This is a genomic window from Pontibacillus halophilus JSM 076056 = DSM 19796 (genome assembly GCF_000425205.1).
Classification (GTDB): domain Bacteria; phylum Bacillota; class Bacilli; order Bacillales; family BH030062; genus Pontibacillus_A; species Pontibacillus_A halophilus.
This window is the reverse complement of record NZ_KE384328.1, coordinates 79,446-95,410: the sequence shown is the minus strand read 5'-3', so window position 1 is coordinate 95,410 and position 15,965 is coordinate 79,446. Positions and strand designations below refer to the sequence as shown.

14 protein-coding genes are annotated in these 15,965 nt (G+C 43.2%); 4 read left to right on the top strand and 10 right to left on the bottom strand.

Going from position 1 to position 15,965, the window contains the following annotated elements:
- Nucleotides 1-5: 5 nt before the first annotated feature.
- The 4 genes from H513_RS0118115 to zapA are packed head-to-tail and all read right to left on the bottom strand — an operon-like array spanning nucleotide 6 to nucleotide 4,983.
- Complete coding sequence (locus H513_RS0118115; protein ID WP_026801989.1) at nucleotides 6-2,351, bottom strand: endonuclease MutS2; 2,346 nt, start codon at nucleotides 2,349-2,351, stop codon at nucleotides 6-8.
- A gap of 21 nt (nucleotides 2,352-2,372) precedes the next feature.
- On the bottom strand, nucleotides 2,373-4,097 hold the full coding sequence (gene polX / locus H513_RS0118110) for a DNA polymerase/3'-5' exonuclease PolX (protein ID WP_026801988.1): 1,725 nt from the start codon (nucleotides 4,095-4,097) through the stop codon (nucleotides 2,373-2,375).
- A gap of 57 nt (nucleotides 4,098-4,154) precedes the next feature.
- Nucleotides 4,155-4,718, bottom strand: coding sequence for a CvpA family protein (locus H513_RS0118105; protein ID WP_026801987.1), 564 nt, complete (start codon nucleotides 4,716-4,718; stop codon nucleotides 4,155-4,157).
- Complete coding sequence (gene zapA / locus H513_RS0118100) at nucleotides 4,711-4,983, bottom strand: cell division protein ZapA (RefSeq protein ID WP_026801986.1); 273 nt, start codon at nucleotides 4,981-4,983, stop codon at nucleotides 4,711-4,713. Before zapA ends, H513_RS0118105 begins: the two co-directional genes overlap by 8 nt.
- Nucleotides 4,984-5,131: 148 nt before the next feature.
- Here zapA and rnhC point away from each other — a divergent pair, with 148 nt between their 5' ends.
- Nucleotides 5,132-6,067 carry a ribonuclease HIII gene (gene rnhC / locus H513_RS0118095; protein ID WP_026801985.1) on the top strand — a complete coding sequence of 312 codons (936 nt, stop codon included), beginning with the start codon at nucleotides 5,132-5,134 and terminating at the stop codon, nucleotides 6,065-6,067.
- A gap of 63 nt (nucleotides 6,068-6,130) precedes the next feature.
- Here the strand turns inward: rnhC and H513_RS0118090 are convergent, their stop codons facing one another.
- The 3 genes from H513_RS0118090 to H513_RS0118080 all read right to left on the bottom strand — a co-directional run bounded on the left by H513_RS0118090 (nucleotide 6,131) and on the right by H513_RS0118080 (nucleotide 8,280).
- A complete protein-coding gene (locus tag H513_RS0118090) occupies nucleotides 6,131-6,748 on the bottom strand; it encodes an NUDIX hydrolase (RefSeq protein ID WP_026801984.1) in 618 nt (205 codons plus the stop codon).
- 81 nt (nucleotides 6,749-6,829) lie between these two features.
- Nucleotides 6,830-7,081: a hypothetical protein gene (locus H513_RS0118085; protein WP_026801983.1), complete on the bottom strand. Its 252-nt coding sequence runs from the start codon at nucleotides 7,079-7,081 to the stop codon at nucleotides 6,830-6,832.
- Nucleotides 7,082-7,083: 2 nt separating this feature from the next.
- A complete protein-coding gene (locus H513_RS0118080; RefSeq protein WP_026801982.1) occupies nucleotides 7,084-8,280 on the bottom strand; it encodes a DUF418 domain-containing protein in 1,197 nt (398 codons plus the stop codon).
- 153 nt (nucleotides 8,281-8,433) lie between these two features.
- Here H513_RS0118080 and H513_RS0118075 point away from each other — a divergent pair, with 153 nt between their 5' ends.
- Both H513_RS0118075 and H513_RS0118070 read left to right on the top strand, forming a co-directional pair.
- Entirely contained in the window at nucleotides 8,434-9,156 is a 723-nt protein-coding gene (locus tag H513_RS0118075) for a response regulator transcription factor (RefSeq protein ID WP_026801981.1), read from the top strand.
- Nucleotides 9,153-10,904 (top strand): sensor histidine kinase, encoded by a 1,752-nt coding sequence (locus tag H513_RS0118070; RefSeq protein ID WP_026801980.1) that lies wholly within the window; start codon nucleotides 9,153-9,155, stop codon nucleotides 10,902-10,904. Before H513_RS0118075 ends, H513_RS0118070 begins: the two co-directional genes overlap by 4 nt.
- Before the next feature lie 134 nt (nucleotides 10,905-11,038).
- Here the strand turns inward: H513_RS0118070 and H513_RS0118065 are convergent, their stop codons facing one another.
- Nucleotides 11,039-11,878 carry an aldo/keto reductase gene (locus H513_RS0118065; protein ID WP_026801979.1) on the bottom strand — a complete coding sequence of 280 codons (840 nt, stop codon included), beginning with the start codon at nucleotides 11,876-11,878 and terminating at the stop codon, nucleotides 11,039-11,041.
- Nucleotides 11,879-12,035: 157 nt separating this feature from the next.
- Here H513_RS0118065 and H513_RS21950 point away from each other — a divergent pair, with 157 nt between their 5' ends.
- On the top strand, nucleotides 12,036-12,230 hold the full coding sequence (locus tag H513_RS21950; RefSeq protein WP_026801978.1) for a hypothetical protein: 195 nt from the start codon (nucleotides 12,036-12,038) through the stop codon (nucleotides 12,228-12,230).
- A 90-nt stretch (nucleotides 12,231-12,320) separates the two neighbouring features.
- Here H513_RS21950 and pheT read toward each other — a convergent pair whose 3' ends face one another.
- Both pheT and pheS read right to left on the bottom strand, forming a co-directional pair.
- Nucleotides 12,321-14,753, bottom strand: a complete 2,433-nt coding sequence (gene pheT / locus H513_RS0118055; RefSeq protein WP_026801977.1) for a phenylalanine--tRNA ligase subunit beta — start codon at nucleotides 14,751-14,753, stop codon at nucleotides 12,321-12,323.
- 15 nt (nucleotides 14,754-14,768) lie between these two features.
- Nucleotides 14,769-15,803 (bottom strand): phenylalanine--tRNA ligase subunit alpha, encoded by a 1,035-nt coding sequence (gene pheS, locus H513_RS0118050; protein WP_026801976.1) that lies wholly within the window; start codon nucleotides 15,801-15,803, stop codon nucleotides 14,769-14,771.
- Nucleotides 15,804-15,965: the final 162 nt, after the last annotated feature.

Sequence of the window (15,965 nt, the reverse complement as noted above, 5' to 3'; positions counted from 1 at the left end):
TAAGCTTAGCGTAGTTCCAGTACGGTTACGCCTCCGCCGCCTTCGTTCATCCCACCAGAACGTGCAGATGCGATGGAACGATGGCGCTTCGCCAGTTCTTCAACGCCTTTACGTAGGGCACCGGTTCCTTTCCCATGAATGACGGTTACTTGTGGGTATCCGGCTAGTAAGGCTTCATCAATGTATTTCTCTAATTGATGTAAGGCCTCTTCAAACCGCTCCCCGCGAAGATCAATCTCTGGTTTAACGTGGTAAGCTTTCCCTTTCACAGTCGCCATCGGTTTCTCTTTGAGTGGTTCTTCTCGTTTAACAAATTCCAAGTCTTTCGTTTTCACTTTCACTTTCATAATCCCCAGTTGAACTTGCCATTCCTTGTCACTAACCTTTTCGACAATATGACCATTTTGGTTCAATGTTGTCACTTTCACTTCGTCTCCAGGCTGAAGATTGAGTGTTTGTTTCGCTTTAGCTTTCGGTTTCGATGATTGCTTCTGAGCAAGAGAAGGCTTAGCTTCATCAAGCTGTTTTCTTGCTTCAATCCATTCGTGTTCTTTCAGTTCTGCTTGAGATTTCATTTGACGAATTTGACTGACAATGTCTTCAGCCTCTTGTCTTGCTTTCTCAATGGCATCTTGTGCTTTCGCTTCTGCTTTTCGGTAAAGTTCTTCTCGCTTCGCTTCAAAGTCCGCCCACTTTTGTTCAAGCTCCTCATGAAGTTGTTGAGCTTGTTGAAGGTGGTCTTCTGCTTCTTCATAATCACGTTCCGCACCACGTGTTGATTCTTCAAGAGAAGCAATCATTGTTTCGACAGAAGCTGAGTCCGTACCGACTTGCCCTTTGGCCGTTTCAATAATCGATTCATTTAGACCAAGTCTTCTTGAGATTTCAAATGCGTTACTGCGACCAGGAACTCCAATTAACAAACGGTAGGTTGGTCGTAGTGTTTGAACATCGAATTCGACAGAGGCATTAATGACGCGCTCCCGGTTGTAGCTGTAAGCCTTAAGTTCAGGGTAGTGAGTCGTTGCAATGACACGGGCTCCACGATTTACTACTTCATCAAGAATGGACATTGCAAGCGCTGCGCCTTCTTGAGGGTCCGTACCTGCTCCTAATTCATCAAATAGAACGAGAGATTTCTCATTTACACCTTTAAGAATTTCTACGATGTTTGTCATGTGGGAGGAGAACGTACTTAAGCTTTGTTCAATGGATTGCTCGTCTCCAATATCTGCGAATACGTTCTCAAATACTGGCATCTCACACCCATCCTGAGCAGGAATTCTTAGGCCAGATTGCGCCATGAGTGAGCTTAATCCTACCATCTTAAGTGTAACGGTCTTACCACCTGTGTTCGGTCCTGTAATGACGATGGATGTATACTCTTCACCAAGGAAGACATCATTCGCTACGACTTCATCCATCGAAATGAGTGGGTGTCGTGCTTCACGCATCTTAATGATACCCGCATCGTTAATGGTAGGTTTCGCTGCCTTCATCACGCGACCCAAATGCGCTTTCGCAAATAGGAAATCAAGATGTCCTAAAGCTTGAACGTTGATATAGAGGAACGACTCATCTTCTGCTATTCGCTCACTCAGTTCACGAAGAATGCGTTCTACTTCATTTGCCTCTTGAACACGTGTTTCCTGCAACTCATTGTTCAAATCAACGACTGCCTGAGGTTCAATGAAGAGTGTGGCACCAGAAGAAGATTGGTCGTGCACAATCCCACCAAATGAGCCACGATACTCTGCCTTAACAGGTAGCACATAACGATCATTACGAATCGTTACAATCGCATCAGAAAGCATTTTGCTGTTAGAACGGGTGTAACCTTCTAACTTGTCACGAACTCGACTCTCATAGGAACGAATTCTAGACCGAAGAGTGCGCAGCTTGTCCGATGCACCGTCCATGACTTTTCCATAATCGTCAATGGCATTTCGAATGGCACGCTCTAATTCGCTAAGTGGAACAATTTGCTCCACAATCTCATTCAGAATCGGTAACGAGGCGTCTTCGATTTCTTCAATAAACGTTTTTAAATTCTTTCCGCCATAAAGCGTTGAAGCGATGTCTAGACATTCTTCTGGCGTTAATACGCCTCCAATAGTGGCACGCTTTACTTGAGGTTTAATGTCGAAAATCCCACCAAGTGGAGCATATCCTTTCAAACGAAGTACCGTCGCGGCTTCTTCTGTCTCTTCTTGCCATCTTCTTACTTCTTCTACGTCTGTAGAGGGGTGAAGACGCTGTACGGCTTCCTTACCTAATGAGGAGGCTGCATGCGTCTTCAATTGTTCAATTATTTTGTCGTACTCAAGTACATGGTAAATTCGCTGATTCATTCTATTTACCCCTTTTATGGTTTAACGATTTTGATTTAAAAAGGTTTCAAGTTGTTTTCTAGTCCAGGTGTTCAGAACGTTCTCTTTCTGAAGCCATCCTTTACGCCCAATTCCTACGCCTACTTTCATATGTTCAAGCATGCTGTAGCTATGGGCATCTGTATTGATTGCCACTTTCACCCCTTGTTCTTGAGCATGTGAAAGCCATTTCCATGCTAGATCAAGGCGATTTGGATTGGCGTTTAATTCAAGCACGGTATTTGTCCGCTTTGCTCCCTCAATTAACGCTTCAACATCTACATCGTAGCCTTCCCGTCTGCCAATTAATCGGCCGGTCGGATGAGCAATCATATGAACGTGAGGTGACTCAAGCGCTGTATTCAAGCGCTTCATAATCGTTTCACGGTCTTGATTGAAGCTAGAATGAATAGAGGCTATGACAAAGTCCATTTCTTTGAGAAATTCTTCTGAGAAGTCTAGTGAACCATCTGGCAGGATATCCATTTCAATGCCGGCGAATATATGGAAGTCATCATACGATTCATTCAACTCATCTATAACTTCTCGCTGCTTTCGAAGGCGCTCCTCATCTAAGCCGTTCGCCACCTTGAGATACTTAGAGTGATCCGTAATGGCTATGTACTCATAGCCCATTTCTCGCGCACGATCTGCCATTTCTTTAATGGATTGAGCTCCATCACTCCACGTCGAGTGCATGTGTAGGTCCCCTCGAATGTCTTGATGTTGCAGCAAGGTCGCGACTTCATCTTTAAATTGTTCGACTTCTCCATCGTCTTCTCTCAACTCAGGTGGAATAAAGTTTAAGCCGAAATGGTTAAAGAATGCTTCTTCTGTTTCAAACGTTTTTATTTCTCCTGTTTCAACGTCCTCAACACCATATTCACTAATCTTCTCACCTTGAGCCTTTGCCAACTGTCTCATGGCTACATTGTGATCCTTTGAGCCCGTAAAGTGATGAAGCGTGGTTGCAAATTCGTGAGGTTGTACAAGGCGAAAGTCCACGCCAATGTCGTACCCTTCTGCTAGAACCACGGAAACTTTGGTTTCTCCACTCGCTACTGTTTCTTTAATGTTATCAATCTTGAGTAATTCATCACGAACTTCTTCAGGGCTCTTCGTAGAGATAATAAAATCAAGGTCTTTAATGGTTTCCTGCATTCTTCTTAGACTACCAGCCCTTGAATAACGCTTGATTGTGTCCACCGTGTCTAAATACCCTTCAATCTTTTCAGCTAACGGCAACATAACCGCGATTGGCAGGCGCTCAGGACGTGAGCCTGCATCCTCAAGAGCTTGCAAGATTTTCTCAGCACTTTTCTTACCGAAACCGCTCAGTTGTTCCACTTTGCCTTCTTCTAAAGCTGTCTTTAGAGAAGCGGCGTCTGTGACGCCAAGCTCTTGATAGAGCTTGGCTAATTTCTTACCACCAAGTCCAGAGAGTTGAAGTAGAGGGACTAGACCAGCTGGAACATCTTCTTCAAGCTGATTGAGCGTGTCCGACTCTCCTTTCTCGATGAACTCCTGAATAACCGTGGCCGTCCCTTTCCCAATTCCATTCATCGCAGTGAAGTCTTCTATTTCAGACAGCGAACGATCGTCGCTTTCAAGCGCTTGTGCCGCCTTACGGTATGCGGATATTTTGAAAGGATTTTCACCTTTTAGTTCAAGATAAACCCCTATTTGTTCGAGCTTCTTAATGAGTTGTTTCTTATCTACTTTCATCATCGTCACCCGCTTTAATTAGTTTCTATTATTCATTGTAACCCATAAAGAAAAAACTTCTCACGAAGAGAAGTCTGTAAATGCCGTCGCTACGTACTCAAACCACAGTTCCTTTATTTTCTGTGAGAAATAAGGCGTATGCTCTACAATCGTCTGTGCAATGACAGACTGATCTATCGCGTTCTGTACGAATGGGAGCGGAAGAAGCGCTCCTATGTAAAGAATAATCAACAACATAAAGTAAATCTCCACAAAACCGAGCACAGCTCCCAATATCCCGTTAATGGAACGAAGAATCGGAAAGTCAGCTACAAAATCAAGCATGGAAGCAATAATTTGCATGACAATCTTCACTCCGAAGAAGAGAATCGCAAACGCTACAGCATTGTAATAGGCATTCTCTAGTGGCAACGAGTCTAGAAATATTGCCCATGAGCTGTCCTCCGATAACTCTGGATATGGAATCCACAACGTCAGTTTAGGAGATAGATCACTATAATAAAGCGCCGCTACGATAAAGGCTACAATAAACCCTGTCATATGAAAGAGTTGCAGCACAAATCCCCTGCGTAAACCAGTAAAAACCCCAAGTACTAAAATGAGAAGCAACAATAAATCAATCATTTTCTGTTTTGTCCTCTTCCTTTTCTAATTGTTGTAGTAGATTCGTATATTCTTCCTTTAATTTCACGTAATCATTCATCGCATTAACAGCCGTCAGTACGGCCAATTTCGCAGTATCTAGTTGGGGGTTATTGGCATGGATATCACGCATCTGTTGGTCAACAAGACTTGCAACCATGCGGATATGATGGGGCGCTTCTTCCCCAACAATTGTATAAGATCGATTATGTATATCAACTGTTGTTCGTTTCTTTGATTGCGACACATAGATGCCCCCTCATCCAATTAGAATCCTAAAGTTAATATTAACACGAAGCAGTTGAATAAAGAAAGCGTCTTAAATCGTCTTTTCCCTTATTCAGTCCGACGGCGAACAATGGTATACTATTCGTATTGTTTAGAGGAGGGCTATGATGTCACAAACGGTTATCACGTGTTCACAAGGAACCATTCAACAAATGAAAGAAACGTACGGAAGGTCACTGAAGCAGAAAACGCCACAAGGCGCAGTTTTTTCAGCTAAAGTAGATGGATGCTCAATTACGGCCTACCGCTCTGGCAAAGTGATGTTTCAAGGCCCGAACCACGACTTTGAAGCGGCGCGATGGAACGGGAACTCCGCTTCGCCTAAGAAAAAGTCTTCGTCACAACAAACAACTTCTCCTTACTACCCTAAAGCTTCACTTCTTACCTCCTCTCACGGTGGCTCGGACGAAGCTGGAACAGGAGATTATTTCGGTCCCATCACAGTAGCGAGTGTCTATGTAACCGAAGAACAAATTTCAACCTTAAAGAAAGCCGGCGTAAGGGATTCGAAAGACTTGAAAGACCCACAAATTCAGCAGATTGCAAAGCGCCTTGTCGAGCTTGAGATTCCATACTCTTTGATTACCCTTCATAACGAGAAGTACAATCGCCTACAACGTAAAGGGTGGACACAAGGAAAGATGAAGACGATGCTCCATCACGCAGCCATCAACAAGCTAAGCGAAAAAATCGCACCTATTAAGATGGAAGGGTTTGTGATTGACCAATTCGCAGAACCTAATATCTATAAAAGACACTTATATAGTGAGAACCAGACCTTGCAAGATAACGTCTACTTTATGATGAAAGCAGAGTCTCATTCCATTGCAGTTGCTGCCGCATCCATTATCGCTCGCTCAGCATTTGTAAAGCAGATGAACAAGCTCTCTGATAAAGCCGGCATCGAATTGCCAAAGGGCGCTTCTCGTCGCGTCGACCAAACTGCAGGCGCCTTAATTAAGCAAATCGGTGCTGATGGACTAGAAGAATTCGCTAAAGTGCACTTTGCTAATACAGAGAAAGCGTTACACTACGTACGTTAAATCCCCACATAATACATGCATAGAAAAAGGCAGCAACCTAAGCGTTGCTGCCTTTTTCTATCATCATCGAATCGTTCGAATAAAGTCATATAACACCCGAGCGGTCAGCCCCCAGATTACTCTTCCATCGTATTCATAGAAAAACTCTGGATACTTCCTTCTTGGCCATGAATATTGATCCCCATTTTCAATCAGGTGGAAAGGGAATGAAGCTTCCGGCGTTACTTCTAGATTTACATAATGTTTCACAGGATTGTTGTCTAGAAAATAATCAAGTGGGACTGTAAATACTTCAGCAACTTCATCCGGATTCGGAAGCAGTTCTTCTTCTTCACACGTAAGAAGTCCAATATACGCTTCAACCTTCATCCCAAACGGAGACACCATGTATCCAAGTTCGTAGACATCACGTACGTCACCTGGCTTTATGCCTAGTTCCTCTACGGCTTCACGTATTGCAGTTTCTTTCGTACCTTGGTCTTCAGGGTCGTACTTCCCTCCTGGGAAACAAATTTCCCCTGGCTGTCTTCGCATATGATAAGAGCGAACTTCAAATAACAGATGAAGTCCATCCTCTCTTTCTACTAAAGGGAGCAACAATGAATACGTTCTAAGGGCATCATCGCCTATAATCGTTGGGGTGTGCTGCTTCAGTGTATCTTGAATGGTTTGCTTCTTCATGAGATCACCCCTTTGTATATGGTAACCCCTATGATACCAAACGAATCCATAATTTCCTCATAAGTTGCCCAGTAAATCCGCCTATTCTCTCCTTCTTACCCACATTCCAATTAGAAATACTTCCCCCATAATGAAAAGTAAACTGTTCAGAGCTAGGCTTCCTTGGCCAAAGAAATGATGAGACCATGCGTAAAGGAAGAAGAGGATGAGGCCACAGGGAAGAATTGCACCAAGCGCTCCTCGCTTCGATTGAGATAACACGTCTTGTGCACCTATAAGTACGACTATAATCATGAAACGAGTGAAAGAGATTCCGATAGGCAATGAAAGCATGGTTACAATGCCTCCCTATGACGTTTATGACTTATTTCTTCAGTTACGTTACGACTTGTAGGTTTACCCGACCATTTCAAATACGTGAATACCCGAATAACCCACTCAAGAGGGCCCGTTCGAAAGTACTGGCTATAGAGTAAACTTCCACCCCACTGTAAGGCAAAGAGTAAGAAGCTTATTCCTACCCCAGCTGTAACGCCTATCTTGCCAAACCATCCAAAGCCATATCCATAGAAGAGCGTGGTACACACTACTGACTGTAAGATGTAATTCGTTAATGAATAACGCCCTACACTTGATAACCCACGCACCAACAAGTGGTCACGATTTAGTACAAGTACGAACATACTTATGTAGCCTAGCGATAGGATAGGACCCCCTATAAGATAGAAAGTACTTCCAATTGGTAAAGCTGGAAAGATGATGACAAATGATTTGCAACTAATCCCGACTATACTACCAAGGATAGCTCCACGTTGCCACCTGTGTCTGTGCTCTTCGATATGAACAAACCAACTTCGTTTAGCAGCTATCATCCCTATTAAGAACATGGGGAGTGTGAACAAAGGAACCAATAGAAGTATAACGAGCGCTTCTCCACCACTCAAATTAAGTGGATCTACATTATTTCGGTGGAACTTAATCTCCTGATAACTACCACCTCCATTAACCGTCTCTGTTTCAGTCATATACTCTGACATAATTCGTTCATCCCCATCAGAACTCAGGCTTTCTTCGCCTCCATAAACAGATGCGCCACCTAAAGCCAACAAAACTACAGACCAAATTAAAATTGTTTTGCTCTTGCGGTTAATAAAGAATAGTAAGATGAAACCTGTCATTCCATAAGTAAGCAGAATATCCCCTTCCCATAAGTAATAAGCATGCAGCCCACCTAGTAATAGAAGGCAAACGAACCTCCTTGAAAGGTACCGTTTATGGCGAAGACCTTGATTAGATAATTTCTCTGTCATCTTTACTACACCATATCCAAATAAAAAAGCGAAGATTGGCATAAAACTTGATTCCACTAGAATCGTTAATCCTTCTCGTATCCACCTATCTGTCGTGGTCACATTAAATCGATGAATCTCATCTTTCCCAAACATTCCATATTGGAATATCAACATATTAGCAATCAATATTCCAAATAAACTTAACCCTCTCAGTGCATCCACTACCTGATTTCGGTACACACGTATTCCCCCTTAGAATCTGTTGTACCTTAATCATACTTTGTGTAGATTACCCTCACTCTACATCTTTCTTACTTCTAGCTTACTTAATCCTCATTTCGTAAGATTCATGTAAGGTAAGTGTGTTAGCATTGCTGAGTGAGGAGGAATAAGATGGAAGACATACATGTATTACTAGTTGATGATGAACCAGCTATTATCAAGATGGTTGAAACAGTGCTTAGGAAAGAGGGCTATCAGTCCATTGATTCAGTCTATACAGTAGCGGATGCACTTGAAGCTATTCATTACACCTCTTATGACATTATATTGTTAGATGTTATGTTACCTGATGGAAATGGATTTGAGCTTGGCCCGAAAATTCATGAAGCAATCGATACCTATATTATTTATGTAACAGCAAAGACATCTGACTTAGACGTCTTAACTGGCTTTGCAGTAGGCGGTGATGATTATGTTACCAAGCCTTTCAACCCTCTTGAAATTGCAGCACGAATTAAAGCCGTTCATAGAAGGTTATCTATAAAAGCCGAACCAACACTGATAAGAGATAATCGATCGCAATTCATCTATGACTTTGACCATTTTCAAGTGAACGAAAGAACAAAGGAAGTAATGGTGAAGGGAGAACCAGTTACCATTACGGCCTTATTATTCCGCTTACTCCTTTATCTCTGTCATCACCCGAATCAAGTCTTTACGAAGAGCGACTTATTTGAAGCGGTATGGGGGTATGAACATCCTGTAGACGACAATACCATAATGGTTCATATTCGTAGACTCCGTGAGAAGATTGAGCCAGACCCTAGCCGACCTCAATTCCTTATAACCATTCGCGGATTTGGCTACAAGCTTGTAAAGGAACCATCGCGATGAAATCCATAAAGCGACGGATCGCCTTTCAATTCTCAATTCAGATGGTCCTATTGACCGCTTTTTTATTCGTTATCCTACTAATCCTTCTCTTCTCCTTAATTCTGCTCTACTCAAACGAAGGAGTGAATCAGCATTTTCCTAGCGGAGTTCTTGAATCTATCTCAACTGAAATATGGCTTGAGGAAGACGACATTCAAATGCCCGCTGTATGGAAAGAAGAATTAAAGACTAGAAACATGTGGCTTCAAGTTGTGAACGAAGAAGGGAAGGTCTTCTTTGCTGTAAACAATCCAGAGCAGCTCCCTAAGTCTTACACTCTCTCAGAAATTAACGAAATTGAAGCGACCGAAAGTTTAGATCGTTATACAGTAACCACACTAGTTGATGATTACCTATATCAGAATACATACCTGTTCATGCTTGGTTATAAGCACGAGCACCTACAAGAGTTAACAGCTTGGATGAGTACTTACGGAAGTAGTGAAGAATGGGACTCCGAGCAAATCGCGCACCTGCACACGACTTTAGTAGATAAAGGATATACGCTTCATCTTGTTGATAAAGATGGAAGAGTTAGAGAAGAACTTGGAGTTAACCATGATTCGACCCACTATTCACCAATTGATTTATCAATAAGGAAGCAACAGCCACAGAATTTCACAACAGAGGTTACCACACGATACATGTCAGACGAAGAAGCATGGGTTCTCCACACTCCGAAGAAGACCGAAAAATGGGAACCTCCAACGTTTAAGACTGGTGTAATCATTCTATCTACTATTGCTGTCTTCTTATTTCTGTTACTTGTCACATTTTCTGTATGGCACGGTATGAGGTATGGCAAGCCACTCCTCCTCTTTATTGGCTGGTTAGAGCGAATGCAAAGAGGAGAGTATCAAGAAGTGTTAACTTCAGATGAGCGGAAGAAAGTATTCAATCAGAAGAATAAATTGAAGCGCCAATACCGTCTTTATAAAGAAGTTATTCAAGAGTTCTACGAAATGGCAGAACAGCTTACTGCTTCTGAATACGAGCGCAAGTTGCTCGACGAACAACGGGAGCAATGGATGGCAGGGATCTCACATGATTTGCGCACGCCACTAACAACCATACACGGATACGGCTATATGCTAGAAAGCAATCAGTACCAATGGAACGAGGAAGAACTACAGGAGATTGGAGCCACCATACGTAAGAAAGGGGATTATATGCTCGAATTGATTCAAGATTTCTCTCTAATTTCAAAGCTAAAGGAGCAACATATCCCTACTGAATTCACTCCTGTATCCGTGAAAGAACTTCTTCACTCAACAGTTCAGAAATACCGTTATGAAGAAATCCCAATTTCACTCGATCTCCCTTCCATAGATTATTTCGTACTAGGAGAAAAGAAATGGCTAGAGCGACTATTAGATAACCTAATTGTCAACGCACAAGTTCATAACCCGCCAGGTACAGCTGTTTCCGTAGCGGTTGTTCCAAATCTTCACACTCTATCCATACGAGTTAAAGATGAAGGTGTGGGATTGGACGAAGAGACCAAGAAGCACCTGTTTACCCGTTATTACCGAGGAACAAATAGCGAAACGAGACATGAAGGAAGCGGCTTAGGAATGAGCATTGCTAAAGCGATTGTCCTCGCTCATAACGGAGAGATTAAAGTTACTTCCACCCTCGGGCAAGGAACTGAAATTGCCTTTACATTACCAATTACTCAACCTTTACAGAACGAACAGGGCGAGAAATAATCTGCCCTGTTCGAATTCCCTCATAAAGAAAGCTCCCTTTGTTTAACCTTGCTAAGTAACAACACAGTAATTTGCTCCAAGCCCATGGTTTACAATCAAACTAATTCAACCCACCATTCATACGAAAGCCAGAATTAAAACTCTTCATAAACCGAAGGGTCTTGGTTGTTTAATCGTCCATCTTCTCGTGACAATACAGTAATTGCATCCATTTCCTCATCACTTAATTCGAAATCGAATATTGAGATGTTCTCTAATTGACGTTGTGGAGACGCAGATTTAGGGATGGCAATGGACCCCAATTGGTAATGCCAGCGTAGCACAATTTGGGAGATTGATTTGTTGTAGTTCGCTGCAATCCCTTTTAATGTTTCATTCCCTAGAATCTCATCTGCCTTGGCGAGAGGGCTCCAGGATTGAGTTACAATACCATTCTCAAAATGATACCCAAGCATGTCTGCTTGATTAAAGAAAGGATGAAGTTCAATTTGATTGATGCTCGGTTTCACACCTGTTTCCTGTTCAAGTACATCAAGATGTTCTGGAAGGAAGTTACATACTCCTACTGAACGGACAAGTCCCCATTTTTTCGCGTCTAAGAGAGCCTTCCAAGCTTCTACATAATTTCCTTGTTGAGGATTCGGCCAATGTATGAGATACAAGTCGTAATAATCGAGGCCAGCACGGTACAATGACTCTTGTATTGCTGTAACCGCTTTGTCGTATTGTTGGTAGCGACCAGGTAATTTCGATGTAATGAACAATTCTTCCCTCGGTACAGCGCTTCTTCTCACTGCCTCGCCAACTGTCCCCTCATTTTCATAGTTGTAGGCCGTATCTAGTAATCGATAGCCATGATGAATTGCGCTTGTGATTGCCTGTACACCCGCATTTCCATTAAGAGCGTATGTACCAAAGCCGACAGCTGGAACCTCTATTCCGTCACGTAAAGTAATGCTTGGAATCTGTTTCAATTTATCCCATCCCCTTTCGTAAATAGTATGTGAATACCACACTAGCTGTTTAGATAAACACAATGAAGTAAATCCAACGTGCCTATTTATAGGATAGTTGGTCTCCTTTTCGGGGGCGTTTGCATAAGTACAACTATAAGCGAAGGAGGGATCCGTGATGGGTGATGTTATCCCCTTTAAACGCAGGGACAAAGTGTTACTCACTGAAAAAGAATATGAAAGGTATTCAGAAATCATCGAAAGAGTTGAACAATCCAATAGCGTCTTTGAACTATTACGTCTACGAAGAGAATTCAGGAAACTAATCAAGACCGGTAAAGAGCGGTATATAGACCATAGAACCAATAGATGAGAACTTACAATGCTCCCTTTCTTATGCCCCATCCACTCTATAATTTAGTTCATATATAGAAAAAGCCCTCTCAATTGAGAGGGCTTTTCTTTATCCACGTAGTTCAGCTTGATAGTGACTCTTCACTGCTTCAAGGATGCGCGTGTGTGCTTCTTCGACTTCCTCGTCTTTAAGCGTACGAGTAGGGTCTTGATAGCGAATGGTGAATGCTAAGGATTTCTTCCCATCCTCTAAATGCTCCCCTTGATAAAGGTCAAACGCAAGCACGTGCTTCACAAGCGGCTGTCCTGTCGCATAAATCGTTTCGTGAAGGTCTCCTGCCGCAACTGATTCATCTACAACAAGCGCAATGTCACGCGTAATAGAAGGATAACGCGGAATAAGTGTGTAGTTCTCTTCCTGTGTAGCAACGTCAAAGATTTTCTCTAAATCTAGGTCAAATGCATATGCTTCCTTCAAATCATAGTTCTTCTGAACAGTTGGGTGAAGTTGTCCGGCAAAGCCAATGACTTCATCTCCATAATACACAAGTGCCGTACGGCCTGGGTGCATGCCCTCTACCTTGCCTTGCTTGAATGTAATCTTCTCTGAAAGGTCAAGGAATTGGAAAAGGTTCTCGAGAATACCTTTAACAACGAAGAAGTCTACTTGTTTCTTCTCTTGTTGCCATAGGTTTGTCACCCAAGTTCCTGTCAATACACCGCTTAAGCGTTCTTGCTCGTTCGGTTGTTTCGTAACCGTCTGTTCATTCGATACGTATACCGACCCTGTCTCGTAGAAGGCTACATTCTGTTGTTTACGAGCCACATTGTAAGAAACAGAAGCTAGCATTTCAGGTAACAAGCTTAGACGAAGAGTACTATGTTCTTCGCTCATAGGCATTGCAAGTCGAACAGGATTCACGTCAGCTGCACGTACATCTGGGCTCACAAGTTGAGTTGCACGTTCGGACGTTGTTAATGAGTACGTGATGACTTCAGAAAGTCCCATTCCTTCTAACTTACGACGAATAGAGCGGCGTAAAGATTGGCGCTTCGTTAGTCCACCTGCATTTGCTGCTCCTTCTGGGAGGGTGAATGGAAGGTTGTCATATCCATAAATACGTCCAATCTCTTCTACCATATCTTCTTCAATTGAAATGTCGCCGCGACGTGTTGGGATCGTCACGTGGAAGGTTTCTCCTTCTTGTTTGAAACCAAACCCAAGTTTACGAAGAATGGTTGCAATGTCTTCGTCATTCATAGAGGAACCAAGAACATGGTTCATACGAGACGTTGTGATGGTAATGGATTTCTCACTGCGGTCAAGCTCATCGTATTCCACTACACCTGATAACACAGTGCCATTTGCGTACTGAGCGAGAAGTTGTGCCGCGCGTTGGCCTGCACGTTTCACACGGTCTGGGTCTACACCTTTCTCGAAGCGAGCACTTGCGTCACTACGGAGACCGTGATCTTTAGATGCTTCACGAACCGCGATTGGTGAGAAGTATGCGGCTTCCAATAGCACAGTCGTTGTATCATCTTGCACTTCAGAATCAGCTCCACCCATTACACCAGCAAGTGCAACTGGCTGATTGCCATTCGTAATAACGAGTTGATTGGAAGATAGCGTTCGCTCTTCATCATCTAGCGTTGTTAACGTCTCTCCGTCTTTCGCAAAGCGAACAACAACTTCTTTAGAACCAAATCGATCGTAATCGAAGGCGTGAAGAGGTTGACCGTACTCCATTAGAACGAAGTTTGTAATATCGACAACGTTGTTAATTGGACGAAGACCCGCAGCTGTCAAGCGGTTGCGTAACCATAGTGGAGATGGACCCACTTCAACATCCTTAATGAGTGTGGCGCCGTAGTATGGGTTTGCCTCTTTCGCATCGACTACAACAGAGACCTGTTCAGAGCTGTTCTCATCAACAGTTGGGACCGTTTCCTCTGGGAGTTGAACTTCTGTATCTAAGATTGCTGCGACTTCATACGCAACCCCAAGCATGCTTAACGCATCGGCACGGTTTGGTGTGATGCCGAGTTCAATTATGACATCATCTAGATTTAGTAAATCATTTACATCCGCTCCGACTTCTACGTCTTCTTGGAATACATAAATGCCATCTTGCATGTCTTCAGGCACATACTTAGCATCTATTCCAAGCTCTTCCATGGAACAAATCATCCCGTTTGACTCTTCACCACGAAGTTTTGTCTTCTTAATCTTGAAGTTGCCAGGTAGAACCGCGCCAGGCTTCGCCACAATAACATGTTGACCTTGTGAGATGTTAGGAGCTCCACAAACGATTTGTAACGTTTCGTCCCCTACATCTACTTGAGTCAAGCTAAGCTTATCCGCATTCGGGTGCTGGATGCATTCTTTAACGTACCCAACAACCAAATCATTAATTGGTGTACCAAATGGTTCAACACTTTCCACTTCAATCCCTGTTTTCGTAATTCGTTCTGCAAGGATTTCAGGGTCAACGCCTTGCAAATCTACGTACTGCTTCAACCAGTTTAATGATACAAACATCTTTATTCCTCCTCGTTACGCCTTATGGAATTGATTTAAGAATCGTACATCGTTCGTATAGAAGTGGCGAATGTCTTCAATTCCGTATTTCAACATCGCAATACGTTCCACTCCGATTCCAAATGCAAATCCTGTGTATTCTTTCGAGTCATACCCTGCCATCTCAAGTACGTTCGGATGAACCATCCCTGCACCAAGAATTTCAATCCAGCCAGTGCCTTTACATACAGAGCAGCCTTCTCCGCCACATACTTTACAAGAGATATCCATTTCAACAGACGGTTCTGTGAATGGGAAGAAGCTAGGGCGTAATCGGATGTCTCGTTCATCGCCGAACATGTGCTTCGCAAATTCATTTAACACACCCTTAAGGTCACTCATTCGAACGTGCTTATCGACATAGAGGCCTTCTGCTTGTGTAAACTGGTGAGAGTGCGTGGCATCATCTGTGTCTCGGCGATATACGACACCAGGGCAAATGATTTTAACTGGCCCTTTTCCTTCAGAGTTCTCCATCGTACGAGCCTGAACAGAAGAAGTATGCGTACGAAGCAGAAGCTCCTCAGTAATATAGAACGAGTCCTGCATATCACGAGCCGGATGGCCTTTTGGCAGGTTTAACGCTTCAAAGTTGTAATAGTCTTGCTCAACTTCAGGACCTTCCGCTACATTAAAGCCCATACCGATAAATAAATCTTCCATATCCTCGATAATCTTCGTTAATAGATGTGGACCTCCCGCTGGCTCTGGGCGGCCCGGCATTGTTACGTCGATTGTTTCTTCAGAAAGCTGCTTCTCAAGCGCTTCTTTCTCGAAACGAGCTTGCTTCTCTTCAATCGCACCCTGGATGGACTCACGCACCTCATTGGCAAGTTGGCCTATGACTGGGCGTTCTTCAGCAGACAATTTACCCATCCCACGCAGAACTTCCGTGATGGGCCCCTTTTTACCTAAATACTGTACTTTAACATCTTGCAACGCTTTAGCATCTTCAGCTTGTTCTACTAGCTGTAGCGCTTCTGTTTTCAATTCGAGTAAACGTTCCTTCATGATTGCACATCCTCCTTTATTCAAATGGCAGAATAAAAAAAAGAAGCCCCGTCCCCTCTATAGGTTCTCCTATAGAAAAGGGACGAGGCTTCGCGTCGCGGTACCACCCTTGTTGACACTCGTATTGAGCATCCACTTCTAATCTGATAACGGACAGATTCC